General features: G+C 60.6%; 13 protein-coding genes. 10 read left to right on the forward strand and 3 right to left on the reverse strand.

Translation table 11 applies throughout. The features are described 5' to 3' along the window. Positions 1-348 precede the first annotated feature (348 nt). From betI to yccS, 9 genes are all read left to right on the forward strand, one after another. Entirely contained in the window at positions 349-942 is a 594-nt protein-coding gene (betI, locus tag ACYZTM_RS12955; RefSeq protein WP_131060627.1) for a transcriptional regulator BetI, read from the forward strand. Positions 943-1,050: 108 nt separating this feature from the next. Beyond that, on the forward strand, positions 1,051-2,523 hold the full coding sequence (gene betB / locus ACYZTM_RS12960; RefSeq protein WP_131060626.1) for a betaine-aldehyde dehydrogenase: 1,473 nt from the start codon (positions 1,051-1,053) through the stop codon (positions 2,521-2,523). A gap of 192 nt (positions 2,524-2,715) precedes the next feature. Continuing rightward, complete coding sequence (betA, locus tag ACYZTM_RS12965) at positions 2,716-4,419, forward strand: choline dehydrogenase (RefSeq protein WP_461988892.1); 1,704 nt, start codon at positions 2,716-2,718, stop codon at positions 4,417-4,419. A 273-nt stretch (positions 4,420-4,692) separates the two neighbouring features. Continuing rightward, a complete protein-coding gene (locus ACYZTM_RS12970; RefSeq protein ID WP_461988893.1) occupies positions 4,693-6,135 on the forward strand; it encodes a TldD/PmbA family protein in 1,443 nt (480 codons plus the stop codon). Further along, a complete protein-coding gene (locus ACYZTM_RS12975; protein ID WP_461988894.1) occupies positions 6,135-7,472 on the forward strand; it encodes a TldD/PmbA family protein in 1,338 nt (445 codons plus the stop codon). The genes ACYZTM_RS12970 and ACYZTM_RS12975 overlap by 1 nt, the downstream gene beginning before the upstream one ends. 173 nt (positions 7,473-7,645) lie before the next feature. Then, the gene (gene mdtD / locus ACYZTM_RS12980) at positions 7,646-9,073 is read left to right on the forward strand and encodes a multidrug transporter subunit MdtD (protein WP_461988895.1); all 1,428 of its coding nucleotides are present in this window, start codon (positions 7,646-7,648) and stop codon (positions 9,071-9,073) included. 302 nt (positions 9,074-9,375) lie between these two features. Beyond that, positions 9,376-10,713: an ATP-dependent RNA helicase DbpA gene (dbpA, locus tag ACYZTM_RS12985; protein WP_256656952.1), complete on the forward strand. Its 1,338-nt coding sequence runs from the start codon at positions 9,376-9,378 to the stop codon at positions 10,711-10,713. A gap of 132 nt (positions 10,714-10,845) precedes the next feature. Continuing rightward, positions 10,846-12,024 (forward strand): BaiN/RdsA family NAD(P)/FAD-dependent oxidoreductase, encoded by a 1,179-nt coding sequence (locus ACYZTM_RS12990; RefSeq protein ID WP_461988896.1) that lies wholly within the window; start codon positions 10,846-10,848, stop codon positions 12,022-12,024. Positions 12,025-12,340: 316 nt separating this feature from the next. Then, positions 12,341-14,524 (forward strand): YccS family putative transporter, encoded by a 2,184-nt coding sequence (gene yccS / locus ACYZTM_RS12995; protein ID WP_131060619.1) that lies wholly within the window; start codon positions 12,341-12,343, stop codon positions 14,522-14,524. A gap of 123 nt (positions 14,525-14,647) precedes the next feature. Here the strand turns inward: yccS and ACYZTM_RS13000 are convergent, their stop codons facing one another. Next, positions 14,648-15,385: a substrate-binding periplasmic protein gene (locus ACYZTM_RS13000; protein ID WP_131060618.1), complete on the reverse strand. Its 738-nt coding sequence runs from the start codon at positions 15,383-15,385 to the stop codon at positions 14,648-14,650. 257 nt (positions 15,386-15,642) lie between these two features. Between ACYZTM_RS13000 and ACYZTM_RS13005 the strand changes: the two genes are divergently transcribed. Beyond that, on the forward strand, positions 15,643-16,095 hold the full coding sequence (locus ACYZTM_RS13005; protein ID WP_131060617.1) for a GNAT family N-acetyltransferase: 453 nt from the start codon (positions 15,643-15,645) through the stop codon (positions 16,093-16,095). Between the two features lie 96 nt (positions 16,096-16,191). On the opposite strand, the gene ACYZTM_RS13010 is transcribed toward ACYZTM_RS13005, so the two are convergent. Together ACYZTM_RS13010 and ACYZTM_RS13015 are read right to left on the reverse strand one after the other, a co-directional pair. Beyond that, a complete protein-coding gene (locus tag ACYZTM_RS13010; RefSeq protein WP_461956078.1) occupies positions 16,192-16,488 on the reverse strand; it encodes a winged helix-turn-helix domain-containing protein in 297 nt (98 codons plus the stop codon). A gap of 20 nt (positions 16,489-16,508) precedes the next feature. Beyond that, positions 16,509-17,000, reverse strand: coding sequence for a M48 metallopeptidase family protein (locus tag ACYZTM_RS13015; RefSeq protein ID WP_131060615.1), 492 nt, complete (start codon positions 16,998-17,000; stop codon positions 16,509-16,511). Positions 17,001-17,003: the final 3 nt, after the last annotated feature.

The following is a 17,003-nucleotide window of genomic DNA, read 5'->3' on the forward strand; positions in this document are numbered from 1 at the left end:
GTCTTTATAAGAGAGGCAGAACTCATGGCACAGATGCTCCAGGCAGTGCGAGAGAAGAACACAAGGCAACGCAGTACCCGACTAATCGGCTAGTTGGCAGCAGACAGGCGGGTGATATAAAGACACCCCGAAAAAAGCCCGAAACCCGGGAGCGCCAGTGCGCGCGGGTTTCGAGCGTTTTCGGATGTCGTTTTTCCGCCAACTACGTGTAGGAAAAACCTGTAGGCAGCGACGAATTGTCGCAGATCTTATTCTTTGTTGATTGAACGTTCAATCAAAACAAAATAGACTGGCCCTTAATCCGATAGACGTTTTACGTCCACCGGAGGGCCTAAGGAGATGTGCAAGATGCCCAAGGTCGGTATGCAACCCATCCGCCGCCAGCAGTTGATCGAAGCCACATTGCAGGCGGTAGATCAGGTCGGAATGGGGGACGCCAGCATTGCGCTGATCGCCCGTTTGGCCGGTGTCTCGAATGGCATCATCAGTCACTATTTTCAGGACAAGAACGGCCTGATCGCTGCCACGGCGCAGTATCTGATGAGTGTCCTCAGCGAGAACGTCACCGCGCGCCGTCAGGCGCTGGCAGATGACAGCCCACGGGCACATCTGCAGGTGATTATCGAAGGCAACTTCGACGCCAGCCAGGTCAATGGCCCAGCAATGAAAACCTGGCTGGCCTTCTGGGCTACCAGCATGCACCACCCGTCATTGCACAGGTTGCAGCGGATTAACGATCACCGCCTGTATTCCAACCTGTGCTGCCAGTTCCGCCGTGTATTGCCGCTCGATGACGCGCGCAGTGCAGCCCGGGGTCTGGCAGCCCTCATTGACGGTTTGTGGTTGCGCGGCGCGCTGTCGGGAGATGCTTTCGACACTGAGCAAGCGCACCAGATCGCTTACGAATACATGGATTTTCAACTGGCCAAGCAGGTGAGTTAGAGCACACATAACCGCTCAACCCCTGAACTGCCACTGACCAGCGTTGCCCAAAGCTATAGGGCACGCCCGGTGGCCAACGCCAACCACTTATGCACTTGCGAGGACTTTATGGCCCGTTTCGAACTGCAAAAACTCTACATCGATGGCGGCTACTCCGACGCCAGCAGCGACGCCACTTTCGAAGCCATCAACCCGGCTAACGGTGAAGTCCTCGCAAAAGTACAACGTGCGACCCAGTCAGACGTTGAGCGCGCTGTCGTCAGCGCTGAAAAGGGCCAGAAAATCTGGGCCGCGATGACCGCCATGGAGCGTTCGCGCATCCTGCGCCGTGCCGTGGACATCCTGCGCGAGCGCAACGATGAACTGGCCGCCCTGGAAACCCTGGACACCGGTAAATCGTTCTCCGAAACCAAGTATGTCGACATCGTCACCGGTGCTGATGTACTGGAATACTACGCAGGCTTGGTCCCAGCCATCGAAGGCGAGCAGATCCCGCTACGCACCACGTCGTTCGTTTACACCCGTCGCGAGCCGCTGGGCGTCGTGGCCGGTATCGGCGCATGGAACTACCCGATCCAGATCGCCCTGTGGAAATCCGCACCAGCCCTGGCGGCCGGTAACGCGATGATCTTCAAGCCAAGCGAAGTCACGTCCCTGACCACGCTGAAACTGGCCGAGATCTACACCGAAGCCGGCGTTCCGGCTGGCGTGTTCAACGTGCTGACCGGCAGCGGCCGTGAAGTCGGCACTTGGTTGACCGAACACCCACGCATCGAAAAAATCTCCTTCACCGGCGGCACCGATACCGGCAAGAAGGTGATGGCCAGCGCTTCCGCGTCTTCGCTGAAAGACGTGACCATGGAATTGGGCGGCAAATCCCCGCTGATCATTTTCGACGACGCCGACCTCGATCGCGCCGCCGACACCGCGATGATGGCCAACTTCTACAGTTCCGGTCAGGTCTGCACCAACGGCACTCGCGTGTTCGTACCGACTCATCTGAAAGCCGCTTTCGAAGCCAAGATCGCTGAGCGCGTTGCGCGCATCCGTATCGGCAACCCGGAAGACGAAAACACCAACTTCGGCCCGCTGGTCAGCTTTGCCCACATGGAAAGCGTGTTGGGTTACATCGCCAAAGGTAAGGAAGAAGGCGCTCGCGTCCTGTGCGGCGGTACTCGCCTGACCGACGGCGACTTCGCCAAAGGCGCATTCGTGGCACCGACCGTGTTCACCGACTGCACCGACGAGATGACCATCGTTCGCGAAGAAATCTTCGGCCCGGTCATGGCCATCCTGACCTACGACACCGAAGAAGAAGTGATCCGTCGTGCCAACGACACCGACTTCGGCCTGGCGGCTGGCATCGTCACCAAAGACTTGAACCGCGCTCACCGCGTGATTCATCAACTGGAAGCCGGTATCTGCTGGATCAACGCCTGGGGCGAGTCCGACGCGAAGATGCCGGTCGGTGGCTACAAGCAGTCGGGTGTGGGCCGTGAGAACGGCATCAGCTCGCTGAACAACTTCACACGCATCAAATCGGTACAGGTCGAACTGGGCGATTACGCCTCGGTTTTCTAAGCAGGCATCTGCTTCGCCTGCGAGGCCGCCTTCGCGGGCAAGCCTCGCTCCTACAGGATCGGGGTTTGCCGCGGTTTTGTGCACGACGCAAAACCTGTAGGAGTGAGCGGGCGGCGTTCCGACTTGCCCGCGAACGAGTGCGCAGCACTCGCCATGGCCATGACCTGACCACTTTCAAAGAGGGTGCATTTAATGTCCCAAGAATTCGATTACATCATCATTGGTGCCGGCTCGGCCGGTAACACCCTGGCGACCCGTCTGACTGAAGACGAAGGCGTCACCGTCCTGCTGCTCGAAGCGGGTGGCCCGGACTACCGTTTGGACTTCCGTACGCAAATGCCGGCTGCCCTGGCGTTTCCGCTGCAAGGTCGTCGCTACAACTGGGCCTACGAAACCGATCCAGAGCCACACATGGACGGTCGCCGGATGGAATGCGGTCGCGGCAAGGGCCTGGGTGGTTCTTCGCTGATCAACGGCATGTGCTACATCCGCGGCAACGCGATGGACTACGACAACTGGTCGAAACTGCCAGGTCTGGAAGACTGGGACTACCTGAACTGCCTGCCGTACTTCCGCAAGGCTGAAACTCGGGACATCGGCGCGAACGACTACCACGGTGGCGACGGCCCGGTCAGCGTGACCACCCCGAAAGCCGGCAACAACCCGCTGTTCCACGCGATGGTTGAAGCAGGCGTGCAAGCCGGTTACCCGCGCACCGAAGACTTGAACGGTTACCAGCAAGAAGGCTTCGGCCCGATGGACCGCACCGTGACGCCGAACGGCCGTCGCGCCAGCACCGCTCGCGGTTACCTGGACGTCGCCAAGAAGCGTTCGACCCTGACCATCGTCACTCACGCCCTGACCGACAAGATCCTGTTCGAAGGCAAGCGTGCAGTCGGCGTGCGTTACTTGATCGGCGCCGCTGAAGAGCGCGTTGAAGCCCGCGCCCGCAAAGAAGTGCTGCTGTGTTCCGGCGCCATCGCGTCGCCGCAGATTCTGCAACGCTCCGGTGTCGGCCCGGCCGAACTACTGAACAAACTCGACATCCCGGTGGTCCATGACCTGCCAGGCGTCGGCGAAAACCTGCAGGATCACCTCGAGTTGTACCTGCAATACGCCTGCACCCAACCGGTCTCGCTGTACCCGTCGCTGCTCTGGTACAACCAGCCAGCCATCGGTGCCGAGTGGCTGTTCAACGGCACCGGCATCGGCGCCAGCAACCAGTTCGAAGCCGGCGGTTTCATCCGCACTCGCGAAGAATTCGATTGGCCGAACATTCAGTACCACTTCCTGCCGGTCGCGATTAACTACAACGGCAGCAATGGCGTGAAAGAACACGGTTTCCAGGCGCACATGGGTTCCATGCGTTCGCCGAGCCGTGGTCGCATCCAGGCCAAGTCCAAGGATCCGCGCGAGTACCCGAGCATCCTGTTCAACTACATGGCCACCGAGCAGGACTGGCAGGAATTCCGTGACGGCATCCGCCTGACCCGTGAAATCATGCAACAGCCTGCGCTGGACGCTTTCCGTGGCCGCGAAATCAGCCCCGGCATCGACGTGCAAACCGATGAGCAGCTGGACAAGTTCATCCGCGAACACGCCGAAACCGCGTTCCACCCGTCCTGCTCGTGCAAGATGGGCACCGACGAAATGGCCGTGGTCGATGGCGAAGGTCGTGTGCATGGCATGCAAGCCTTGCGTGTGGTCGATGCCTCGATCATGCCGATCATCACCACCGGCAACCTGAATGCGCCAACGATCATGATCGCCGAGAAAATCGCCGACAAGATCCGTGGTCGCCAGCCGTTGCCGCGCAGCACCGCCGACTACTTCGTGGCCGGTGATGCACCGGTGCGTGGCAAGCCGTTGCGGGATGTGAGCCTGGCTGCTCAGTAAGACCGTTACACCAAGGTGCGGCCTTCGCGGGCAAATCGAATCGTCGCACCGCTCGCTCCTACATGGGATCGTGTTTCCGTGTAGGAGCGAGGCTTGCCCGCGAAGAGGCCCGACCAAACGACACATCTCCATCTGACACACCCTGGTAATCCCTTCCCACACCGCTCCGCCCTTGATCCTACCCCCCGCCCAGGCCTAATCTAGCGCCACGCAAACGTTTCACCCCCCTCGCAATACCGATACATCGCAACCCCATACCAAGGAGGTTCCCGAATGTTCGATTTCCACCCCCAGCTCAAGCAGCGCTTCGCTGCCTTGCGCACGGGCGCTGAATTCTTTTCGCTGCGTTATGTGCGCGAGTCCGGCCAATACCTCTCGGTGCGCAAGAATGTCGCCGAACCTCCGAGCCTGAGCCGTGACGAAGGCGCGATGCTGACCGTTCGGGTCAACGGCGTCGAAGCCTACGCCGCGACCAACGACCTGTCTCAATCAGGCCTGCAAGCCGCCCTGGAGCGTGCCGAGCAACAAGCTCGCCGACTCAAGCCCCACGCCCTGCTCGACCTGCGCGGCCAAGCCGTCTCCAGCGACCGCGCCGATTACTTCTCGCCGAACTTCGACCAGCCCTTCCCGTCCCTGAGCGATTGCTATCAACTGCTCGGCGCCGAATCCGCCGCCGTACCCAAGGACGAGCGGCTGGTGAACTGGCAGGTGAGCATCGGCATCACCCACGTCGAGCAGATCTACCTCAACAGCGTCGGCGCCGAACTGCGTCAGGCTCAACGTTTCGTCTACCCGGGCCTGGATGTCACCGCCTATGACGGCAGCGACAGCCAGACCCGCACCCTGGGCCGTGAAAACTTCGGCCAGCAAGGCGGCTTCGATGTGATCAGCCGCTGCGGCCTGGTGGGTGCCGGTCCGGAAATCGCCGACCAGGCGCTGCAATTGCTGCTGGCGCCGAACACCCCGCAAGGCCCGCGCGACCTGCTGTTGATGCCGGACCAAATGATGCTGCAGATCCACGAATCCATCGGTCACCCGTTGGAACTGGACCGCATCTTGGGCGACGAACGCAATTACGCTGGCACCAGTTTCGTCAAGGCAGAAGACTTCGGCCGCCTGCAATACGGCTCCAAACTGCTCAACGTGACCTTCGACCCGGACATCCCCGAGCAGCTCGCCAGCTACGGCCATGACGACGACGGCACGGCTGCAAGCAAGCAATTCCTGATTAAAGAAGGCCTGCTGCTGCGTCCATTGGGCGGCGCGCTGTCGCAATTTCGAGCCGGCATGGACGGTGTCGCCAACAGCCGCGCCTGTGGCTGGAACCGTCCGCCGATAGACCGCATGGCCAACTTGAACATCGAGCCCGGCGATCAGCCGCTGGAACAACTGATCGGCAACATCGAGCACGGCATCATGATGTCGACCAACCGCTCGTGGTCCATCGACGATGCACGCAACAAGTTCCAGTTCGGGTGCGAATGGGCGCAGTTGATCGAAAACGGCGAGCTCAAAGGCGTGGTGAAAAACCCGAACTACCGGGCGATTTCCGCACAGTTCTGGAAAAGCCTCAGCGCCGTCGGCGATGCGAACACCGTCAAGGTCCTGGGCACGCCGAACTGCGGCAAGGGCGAACCGAATCAGGTCATTCGCGTCGGGCATGCCTCGCCGGCCTGTGTGTTCAGCAACGTAGATGTATTTGGGGGAGACGCCTGATGAGTACTTCAAACAATCAGGCCGAGTCGTTCAAGGCTTTGGTCAACTGGCTGCGCGATGCGATTCGCAAGCCGGAACAATTCACCCTCAGCTACGCCGCCGAATCGTCGGCCTTCGTGCGATTCAACCACGCCAAGGTGCGACAAGCCGGTCAGGTACAGCAAGCGAGCGTCGGTTTCAAACTGATCAACGATGGCCGACATGCCGACCTCTACATCACCCTGGCCGGCGATGCGGAAGTCGACTTTCAGCGACTGGCCGAAGGTCTGCAACAGCTGCGCGAAACCTTGCCATTGCTGCCGCAGGATCCGTACCTGCTGCTCAACCACAATGGCTGGCAGAGCAAGAACGTGCAGGATCATCCGCTGCCGGACACCGAGCAAGTGGTCGCTGAAATCACCCAGGCGGCCGAAGGGCTGGATCTGGTGGGCTTCTATGCCGCCGGGCCGATCAGCCGTGGTTTCGCCAGTTCCTCGGGCGCGTTCGGTTGGCACCAGGCCAACAGCTTCAATTTCGATTTCAGCTTGTTCCACGAAAACGGCCAAGCGGTGAAGGCCAGCTACGCCGGGCACGACTGGAACAGCGAAGGGTTTGCCAAACGCTTTGCGCAGGCACGCGAGCAATTGGCATTCCTGGGCAGACCGCAACGCACCCTGGCGCCGGGTCAGTACCGCGCCTACCTGGCGCCTGCAGCCCTGGGCGAAATCATGGACATGCTGGGCTGGGGTGGTTTCTCGGCGCAGTCGATTGCCAGCAAAAACAGTCCGCTGCAGAAGCTTTACGCGGGCGACAGTGCGTTCAGCCCGTTGGTATCGGTCGATGAAAAGGTCAGCGGTTCTTTGAGCCCGGCGTTTTCCGGCGAAGGGTATCCGCGCAGCGATCTTGGCTTGATCGTCGACGGCAAGGCCGGCGCGCAGATGGTCAGTTCACGCAGTGCGGCCGAGTACGGCCTGACCGCCAACGGCGCCAGCGGCGGTGAAATGCCAAGCGCAGTGAACATGGCCGCGGGCGCGTTGCCTGACGCAGAGATTCTCAAGCAACTGGGCACTGGTTTGTACATCAGCAACCTCTGGTACCTGAACTATTCGGACCAACCGGCGGCGCGCCTGACCGGCATGACGCGGTTTGCGACCTTCTGGGTCGAGAACGGCGAGATTCAGGCGCCGGTCAGCACCATGCGGTTTGATGACAGTGCCTACAGTTTGCTGGGATCGCAGCTGGAAGCATTGACCGAAGAGCGCGAGCTGATGTTGTCGGCCAGTACCTACAGCCAGCGGGCCACGGCCTCGGCGTTGTTGCCTGGGGCGCTGATCAGCAAACTGACCTTGACGCTGTAAACACAATTCCACGGTACACAGAGGCCCCTGTGGGAGCGGGCTTGCTCGCGAAAGCGGTGGGTCAGTCAACATTGATGTTGAATGTGATGACCTCTTCGCGAGCAAGCCCGCTCCCACATGGATTGCGACCCACAATGACCTTGCATTAACAACTTCAACCCACAAGAGGTCCCATGCCCAACCGCCTGCCTCTCGACGCTGTCACCGCCCGCTGGGTGCCGTGGGTCGTCGCCATCGCTTTCTTCATGCAATCCCTCGACGGCACCATCCTCAACACCGCCCTGCCCGCCATGGCCCGAGATCTCGCCGAAGATCCGCTGCGCATGCAGGGCGTGATCATCGCCTACATGCTCACCGTCGCATTATTGATCCCCGCCTCCGGCTGGATCGCCGACCGTTTCGGCACCAAGAAAATTTTCTTCGGCGCCATTCTGCTGTTCAGCCTCGGCTCATTGCTCTGCGCGTTGTCGAGCACCCTGAACATGCTGATCGGCGCGCGGGTGATCCAAGGCCTGGGCGGCGCGCTGATGCTGCCGGTCGGGCGATTAGTGGTGTTACGCGCTTATCCGCGCTCGGAACTGGTGCGGATCATGGGCTTCATCACCATTCCCGGCCTGCTCGGCCCGTTGATCGGTCCGACTATGGGCGGCTGGATGGTCGAATACCTGACCTGGCACTGGATCTTCCTGATCAACCTGCCGGTGGGCGCCGTCGGTTGCTACGCGGTGTGGAGGTTCATCCCCGACCTGCGTGGCAGCGAACGCACCCGCTTCGACAGCCTCGGCTTCTTGCTGTTTGGCGCGGCGATGGTGCTGATCACCATCGCCATGGAAGGCCTCGGCGAACTGCACTTGCCGCACTTGCGTGTGATGTTGCTGCTGTTCGGCGGCATGGCGTGTCTGGCGGCGTATTGGTTGCGCGCCGGGCACATCGATAATCCGCTGTTCGCGCCGTCGCTGTTCAAGACCCGGACGTTTGCCGTGGGCATCCTCGGCAACCTGTTCGCCCGCCTGGGCAGCGGCGCCTTGCCGTTCCTCGTGCCGTTGCTGCTGCAAGTGGCGCTGGGTTACTCGCCGTCCCAGGCCGGGATGAGCATGTTGCCGCTGGCGGCTGCGGCCATGGTCGCCAAGTCGGTGGCGCGGCCGCTGATCGAGCGCCTGGGTTATCGCATCGTGCTCACCGGCAACACCCTGGCGCTGGGACTCATGCTCGCGAGCATGGGCCTGGTCAGCGAGCAGACGCCGTACTGGCTGCTGCTGGGGATGCTGGCGATTCTCGGCGCGATCAACTCCTTGCAGTTCACCGCAATGAACACCGTGACCCTGATCGACCTCGACGACGCCAGCGCCAGCAGCGGCAACAGCTTGTTGTCAGTGGTCGCGCAATTGTCCCTGAGCCTCGGCGTTGCCTGCGCCGGCGCCTTGCTCGGCGGCTTTACCGCAGAGATCGGCAACGACGGTGTGGACACAATTCTGGGGGCTTTCCAGCTGACGTTTGTCACGGTCGGAATCATGGCGATGCTGGCCGCGACGATCTTCTCGCAGCTCTCAAAGGAAGACGGACGCCGCGTCAAACGTCCGGAACAGCACATCGAACATTGAACAAGGCACTTGTGGCGAGGGGATTTATCTGTGGCGAGGGGATTCATCCCCGTTGGATTGCGCAGCAATCCTGAGAAGGTTGATCTGACCCACCGAGGCGGCAGATCAAAAGGGGGCGCTGCGCACCCCAACGGGGATGAATCCCCTCGCCACAGTAAATCCCCATCGCCACAGGTTTGCGTTCGTCCAGAAGTTGCAGGTGGAGCGCGCGGGACTGATACACTGCGCGACATTTTGTTTTGCAGGCCAGTCCCGTGACCACCATCGCCACCGCTTTTAATACTTTGCCGCTGTCCGCCGCCATGCTGGCTAACCTCGACTCCCTCGGTTATGCCCAGATGACGCCGATCCAGGCGCAAAGCTTGCCGGTGATCCTCAAGGGGATGGATCTGATCGCCCAGGCCAAGACCGGCAGCGGCAAGACCGCCGCCTTCGGTATCGGCCTGCTGAACCCGATCAATCCGCGCTTCTTCGGTTGCCAGGCGCTGGTCATTTGCCCGACGCGCGAGCTGGCTGACCAGGTTGCCAAGGAAATCCGTCGCCTGGCCCGTTCCGAAGACAACATCAAGGTCCTGACCCTGTGTGGCGGCGTGTCCTTCGGCCCGCAGATCGGCTCTCTGGAGCATGGCGCGCACATCATCGTCGGCACCCCGGGCCGCCTTCAGCAACATTTGCGCAAAGGTTCACTGGTGCTCCATGGCCTGAACACGCTGATCCTCGACGAAGCCGACCGCATGCTCGACATGGGTTTCTACGATTCCATCGAAGAGATCATTGCCCAGACCCCGGAACGCCGCCAGACCCTGCTGTTCTCCGCCACGTACCCGACGGGTATCAAGCAACTGGCGGCGAAATTCATGCGCACCCCTCAGATCGTGAAGGCCGAGGCGTTCCATGACGACACGCAGATCGAGCAGCGTTTCTACGAAATTTCTCCGGAAGAGCGCATGGACGCCGTGGTCAAAGTCCTCGCGCATCATCGTCCGGCCTCCTGTGTAGCCTTCTGCTTCACCAAGCAGCAGGTTCAGGAAACCGTCGATCACCTGACCTCCAAAGGTATCTCCGCCGTCGGCCTGCACGGCGATCTGGAACAGCGTGACCGTGACCAGGTGCTGGCCATGTTTGCCAACCGCAGCACTTCGGTGTTGGTTGCTACCGACGTCGCCGCGCGCGGTCTGGACATCGATGCGCTGGACATGGTGATCAACGTCGAGCTGGCCCGTGATTCGGAAATCCACATCCACCGTGTTGGCCGTACCGGTCGTGCTGGTGAGAAAGGGATTGCGATCAGTCTGGTCGCGCCGTCCGAAGCGCATCGCGCCCAAGCCATCGAGCAACTGCAGAAGTCGCCGTTGAGCTGGGATCAGCTGGATAACCTCAAGTCTCAGGGTGGCGGTCCGCTGCTGCCGGTGATGAGCACGCTGGTCATTGGCGCTGGCCGTAAAGACAAGGTGCGTCCGGGCGACATTCTGGGCGCACTGACGGGCGATGCCGGTATTCCAGGTGCCCAGGTCGGCAAGATTGCGATTTTCGACTTCCAGGCGTACGTGGCCGTGGAACGCGGGATCGCCAAGCAAGCCTTGCAGCGCCTGAACGACGGCAAGATCAAGGGCCGCTCGCTGCGCGTTCGCATCCTCTGACCCTGATCGTTCCCACGCTCTGCGTGGGAATGCATCCCGTGACGCTCCGCGTCACATAACGGCGGACGCAGAGCGTCCATGGCGGCATTCCCACGCAGAGCGTGGGAACGATCATTGTGTGAGGACACCGTTTTGCGCTCTACCGAAGTCGTGATCATTGGCGCTGGCGCCGCAGGGTTGATGTGTGCGCTGACCGCCGCCGGGCGAGGGCGCAAGGTGATGTTGCTCGACCATGCGAACAAGGCCGGCAAGAAAATCCTGATGTCGGGCGGTGGCCGCTGCAATTTCACCAACATGTACACCGAACCTGGCAATTTTCTCTCGCAGAACGAACACTTCTGCAAATCCGCACTGGCGCGCTACACCCAGTGGGATTTCATCGGCATGGTCGCCAAGCACGGCGTGCCGTACCACGAGAAGAAACTCGGCCAGTTGTTCTGCGATAACAAATCCAGCGACATCCTGGAGATGCTGCTCAATGAGTGCGATCAGGTCGGCGTGAGCCTGCACCTGGACACGTCAATCCAGACCATTGAGAAACTCGAAAGCGGTTATCTTCTGGACACTACGCTGGGCCAGATCACCTGTGAATCGCTGGTGATCGCCACGGGCGGTCTGTCGATCCCGACCCTGGGCGCCACCGGCTTCGGTTATCAGGTCGCCAAGCAATTCGGCCACGACTTGCTGCCGACCCGCGCCGGCCTGGTGCCATTCACCATCACCGATCAGCTTAAGGAGCTTTGCACCGAGCTGTCCGGCACGTCGGTTGATTGCCTGGTGAGCTGCAACGACCAGAGCTTTCGCGAGAACATCCTGTTCACCCATCGCGGCCTCAGCGGACCGGCGATTTTGCAGATCTCCTCGTTCTGGGAATCCGGCGACACGGTTGAGATCAACCTGATGCCGGACCACGACGTGCCGACCTGGTTGCAACAGCAGCAAGCCGAGCGTCCGAACAGCGAGTTGAAAACCCTGCTCGGTGAAGTCTTCACCAAGAAGATGGCCAACCTGCTGGCGGACAACTGGTTCGTCTCCAAACCGATGAAGCAATACACCCACGCCGAAATCGCCGACATCGCCGAGAAACTGGCGAGCTGGAAAGTGGTTCCTGCCGGGACTGAAGGCTATCGCACTGCCGAAGTGACCTTGGGTGGCGTCGATACTCACGAAGTGTCGTCCAAGACCATGGAATCGCTGAAAAGCCCGGGGTTGTACTTCATCGGCGAAGTGCTCGACGTGACCGGACACCTGGGCGGCTTCAACTTCCAGTGGGCCTGGGCCTCCGGCTACGCCGCCGCGCAATACGTCTGATATACCGCGTCATCGTTCTTCGCGGGCAAGTCGGATCGCCGCACCGCTCGCTCCTACAGGTCATACGCCAATTTTGAAATGACGCAAAACTTGTAGGAGCGAGCGGTGCGGCGATCCGACTTGCCCGCGAAGGCGTCCTAACAGGCAACATCGATGTTGCATGTGCCGGCCTCATCGCGAGCAGGCTCGCTCCCGCATAGGTGATGTGGTGTTGGTTAAAGGAACAGATTTTGCTGTCAGATGTGATCGGCGCCATTGCGTCGGCGTCATTACTGGCTCAATTTAGCGGCATTGCCTCGGAAGGCCTTCGCACTTCATGTCATCGACCTCATTTCGTCAGTCTCTGCGCCGTCTCTGGGCGCTGGATAAATTCAGCTACAGCGTGCGGGTGTTCATCGCTCTGACCGGCAGCATGGCCGTCTGTTGGTACCAGGATGAAATGGGGCTGCTGATCCCGTTGTTCCTGGGCATCATCGCCAGCGCTCTGGCCGAGACCGACGACAGTTGGCAGGGTCGTCTCAACGCGCTGGCCGTGACGCTGGTGTGTTTTCTGGTCGCCGCGCTGTCGGTCGAACTGCTGTTCCCTTATCCCGTCTTTTTCATCATCGCCTTCGCCCTCGCCGCCTTCTGCCTGACCATGCTCGGCGCATTGGGCGAACGCTATGGCGCGATTGCCTCGGCGACGTTGATTCTGTCGGTCTACACCATGATCGGCGTGGACCAGCGCGGCGGCGCGGTCACCGACTTCTGGCACGAACCGGTGCTGCTGGTGGCCGGCGCCGCCTGGTACGGTTTGCTCTCGGTGCTGTGGCAGGCAATGTTTTCCAACCAGCCGGTGCAGCAGAGCCTGGCGCGGTTGTTCCGTGAGTTGGGTTATTACTTGAAACTCAAGGCGTCGCTGTTCGAGCCGATCCGACAGATGGACGTGGAAGCGCGCCGACTGGAACTAGCCCAGCAAAACGGTCGGGTGGTGGCGGCGCTCAACGCGGCCAAGGAAATCATCCTGCACCGGGTCGGCAACGGTCGGCCGGGCTCGAAAGTCAGCCGTTACCTCAAGCTGTACTTCCTCGCTCAAGACATCCACGAGCGCGCCAGCTCTTCGCACTACCCTTACAACGCGCTGGCCGAGGCGTTCTTCCACAGCGACGTGCTGTTCCGCTGTCAGCGCCTGCTGCGCCAGCAAGGCAAGGCCTGCCGGGCGCTGGCCGAATCAATCCAGATGCGCCAGCCGTTCATCTATGACGCCAGCTTCGCCGAAGCGTTGAGCGACCTGCACGCCGCCATCGAACACCTGCGTACCCAGAGCAACCCGGCCTGGCGCGGCTTGCTGCGTTCCTTGCGGGCACTGGCGGCCAACCTCGGCACGCTCGACCGATTGCTCAGTGACGCCAGCAACCCCGACGCCCTGGCCGACGCCACCGACAGCAGCCTGCTCGACCGCTCCCCGCGCAGTCTCAAGGATGTGTGGATTCGCTTGCGCACGCAGCTGACCCCGACGTCGCTGCTGTTCCGTCATGCACTGCGTCTGCCCCTGGCGCTGAGCATCGGCTACGGCATGGTGCATTTGATTCACCCGTCGCAAGGTTACTGGATCATCCTCACCACGCTTTTCGTCTGCCAGCCGAACTACGGCGCCACTCGGCGCAAACTCGGCCAGCGGATCATCGGCACCGCGATTGGCCTGACGGTGGCCTGGGCGCTGTTCGACCTGTTCCCCAACCCCTTGGTCCAGTCGTGCTTCGCGATCGCTGCCGGGGTGGTGTTCTTTATCAACCGCACCACTCGCTACACCTTGGCGACCGCCGCGATCACCCTGATGGTGCTGTTCTGTTTCAATCAGGTCGGGGATGGTTACGGGCTGTTCCTGCCGCGGCTGTTCGATACCTTGCTCGGCAGCCTGATCGCGGGGCTCGCGGTGTTCCTGTTCCTGCCGGACTGGCAGGGCCGACGCCTGAACAAAGTGCTGGCGAACACCCTGACCTGCAACAGCATTTACCTGCGCCAAATCATGCAGCAATACGCCGCCGGCAAAAGCGACGACCTGGCATATCGCCTGGCCCGACGCAACGCGCACAACGCTGACGCGGCACTGTCGACGACGCTGGCCAACATGCTCATGGAACCGGGGCATTTCCGTAAGGAAGCGGATGTCGGATTTCGGTTCCTGGTGCTGTCGCACACCTTGCTCAGTTATCTGTCCGGATTGGGTGCGCACCGTGAAACCCAACTACCGCCGGATGTTCGCGAGCACTTGATCGACGGCGCGGGTGTGAGCCTGGCGGCCAGCATCGATGAAATAGCCCAAGGGCTGGCGAGCAAACAGCCGATTGCGATTCAGAGCGATGCGGAAGAGGCGCTGGCCAATACGCTTGAGCAGATGCCGGATGAGATCGATGAAGGGCAGCGGTTGGTGCAAACGCAGTTGGCGTTGATCTGTCGGCAGTTGGGGCCGTTGCGGACGTTGGCGGCGCATCTCATCAAGGACACCAGCGAGGCCTGAGATCTGTGGTGGCTGGGCGGGCCTCTTCGCGGGCAAGCCTCGCTCCTACAGGACTTACGCGATCTCTGTAGGAGCGAGGCTTGCCCGCGAAGGCGCCATCAGCCTCACCACAAAAACCAATCCTCACATCCCATGCTGCTTCATCAACCGCTCATAGCTCCCATCAGCCTTCATCTCGGCAATCTCGCGATCGAAGTTGGCGACGATTTGCTTATGCTGCGGATTTTTCAGGCTAACCAAGATATGCAGGCTGTTCTCGCTCAACGCCTTGGGCAGGAACTCCACGGCATTGCGCACCTTGGAGGATTCCCGCGCAAGGTAATAACGGGCGACGTACTCGTCTTCAAGCGTCAACTTGACCCGGTCCGCCGCGACCATCCGCACGGCCATGGCGAAGTTATGCACGGGGACTTTCTGCAACGACACGTCTTCATCGAATTCCGATGAGTAGGCGTAACCGCGCACCACCGCAATCGGATAGGTGTGCAGTTGCTGCAGATTACTGAACTCGATCGGCGCGTCCTTGCGCTTGAGAAAGCGCACGCGGTTGAGCAGATATTCGCCGGAGAACTGGCCCAGTTTGGTGCGTTCGTCGGTGTACCAGGCGTTGACCAGCACGTCGTAACGACCTTCACCCAACCCGAGCAACGCTCGCGCCCAAGGCACCTGTTCGAAATCACTGGCGTAACCGGCCCGGGCCAGCGCGGTGCTGACAATGTCGGTGGCCAAGCCTCCGTTGACCAGCGTGGCGTCGGTAAAGGGTGGCCAGGCGTCGGCGACCAGACGCAGCCTTTCCGCTGCCGCGCTCTGGGCCAGCAACAGCAATCCAATCAAAGCAAACGCTCGATGCAATCGCGGCATGCTAGAAAATCCTTAGCGGGCGGGCTGCCCGGCGTATTTTTCTGCCAAAACTCCAAGACCCGTGTACCGACACTCAGGTACTCAACATTAGCTCATTGGAGCCACTGCACAGCGCTTCATCGCAGATTACACAAAGAAGACAGTTCCGCGCGAAATGAATGGTGGCATTTTGGCCTTTGTCACAAATTTCTTCGCCATAAAGACATATTTCGCCGGGGCGCTTAGTATCGGAACGACGTTGCTCAAGGAAAGTGAAAATGACAATCGATTGGGTCTGCAAACACCACAGCGATCTGGGTAAAGAGCAGCTGTACGCCATTCTGCAGCTGCGCGCGGAGGTGTTCGTCGTCGAACAGAAATGCGCATATCAGGATGTCGATGGCCAGGATCTGGAAGGTGACACTTGCCATTTGATGGCGTGGGAAGGGGATCGGCTGGTGGCTTATCTGCGTTTGCTCGACCCTGAGCTACAGGGCGGCGACGTGGTGATTGGGCGGGTGATTATTGCGCCCGGAGCGCGTGGCACCGGGCTTGGGCATGAGTTGATGGCGCAGGCGTTGAAGCAGGCTGAGAAACGCTGGCCTGAGGTGCCGATCTATCTCTCGGCGCAATCCCATTTGCAGGGGTATTACGGGCGTTACGGGTTTGTTGTGACGGGCGAGGAATATCTTGAGGATGACATTCCGCATATCGGGATGCGTCGCTCCTAAGGGCCTCTTCGCGGGCAAGCCTCGCTCCTACGGGATTCGCGTGATCTGTAGGAGCGAGGCTTGCCCGCGAAGACGTCAGCCGCAACACCGTAAATCTTACGGATATTCCAGCACCGCTTTAATCTGCCGCAAATTGCGCTCGATCCACCCCCGATCAATCGCCCCCCACTCGCGAATCCGATAGCGCCCCGCATGGTTGCGCGCGCCCTCTTCCTGCTCGAATTCGCAAATAATGTCCAGGTCTGCCAACGCCGCAATCGTGTCCTGCGCCGTGCGCCGGGGCATGCCGGTCACTTCGGTCAGCGCCGGGACGCTGATCGCCAACCCGCTGTCGATCAGGTACGCCACGTATAAGCGGCGGTAGAAACTGCTCTTGGTCTTGCTCACGTCCACCTGTGCGCTCCTTGTTCTTTTTATTGCATATCCCGCCACGTCAGGTACACCCGCAGATCAAACTCCACCTGGTGATACCCCGGCAACATGTGTTCGCAGAGCTTGTAGAACGCCTTGTTGTGATCCGACTCTTTAAAGTGTGCCAGTTCATGCACCACGATCATTTTCAGAAACTCGGAGGGCGCCTCCTTGAACAACGAGGCCACGCGGATTTCCTTCTTGGACTTGAGCTTGCCGCCCTGCACCCGCGAGATCGTCGTGTGCAGGCCTAGGGCGCGATGTGTCAGGTCCAGGCGGTTGTCGAATAAAACCTTGTCGATGGCCGGAGCGTTGCGCAGGTATTCCTGCTTGAGGTCCAGCGCAAAGGTGTACAGCGCCTTGTCGCTCTGCACGGCGTGCTTTTCCGGGTAGCGCTTGCTCAGGTAGTCGCCCAGCCGACCGTCGGCGATCAACTGGCGAACCTGGTCCTGCAACGCAGCGGGATAGGCCTGGAGGTATTTCAACGCGGTCATTAG

The organism is Pseudomonas sp. MDT2-39-1 (assembly GCF_054898085.1).

What these genes read in the sequence shown, in the direction of transcription:
- betI (WP_131060627.1), top strand. Translation starts at nt 349, where the DNA reads ATGCCCAAGGTCGGTATGCAACCCATCCGCCGCCAGCAGTTGATCGAA.
- betB (WP_131060626.1), top strand. Translation starts at nt 1,051, where the DNA reads ATGGCCCGTTTCGAACTGCAAAAACTCTACATCGATGGCGGCTACTCC.
- betA (WP_461988892.1), top strand. Translation starts at nt 2,716, where the DNA reads ATGTCCCAAGAATTCGATTACATCATCATTGGTGCCGGCTCGGCCGGT.
- ACYZTM_RS12970 (WP_461988893.1), top strand. Translation starts at nt 4,693, where the DNA reads ATGTTCGATTTCCACCCCCAGCTCAAGCAGCGCTTCGCTGCCTTGCGC.
- ACYZTM_RS12975 (WP_461988894.1), top strand. Translation starts at nt 6,135, where the DNA reads ATGAGTACTTCAAACAATCAGGCCGAGTCGTTCAAGGCTTTGGTCAAC.
- mdtD (WP_461988895.1), top strand. Translation starts at nt 7,646, where the DNA reads ATGCCCAACCGCCTGCCTCTCGACGCTGTCACCGCCCGCTGGGTGCCG.
- dbpA (WP_256656952.1), top strand. Translation starts at nt 9,376, where the DNA reads ATGCTGGCTAACCTCGACTCCCTCGGTTATGCCCAGATGACGCCGATC.
- yccS (WP_131060619.1), top strand. Translation starts at nt 12,341, where the DNA reads ATGTCATCGACCTCATTTCGTCAGTCTCTGCGCCGTCTCTGGGCGCTG.
- ACYZTM_RS13000 (WP_131060618.1), bottom strand. Translation starts at nt 15,385, where the DNA reads ATGCCGCGATTGCATCGAGCGTTTGCTTTGATTGGATTGCTGTTGCTG.
- ACYZTM_RS13005 (WP_131060617.1), top strand. Translation starts at nt 15,643, where the DNA reads ATGACAATCGATTGGGTCTGCAAACACCACAGCGATCTGGGTAAAGAG.
- ACYZTM_RS13015 (WP_131060615.1), bottom strand. Translation starts at nt 17,000, where the DNA reads ATGACCGCGTTGAAATACCTCCAGGCCTATCCCGCTGCGTTGCAGGAC.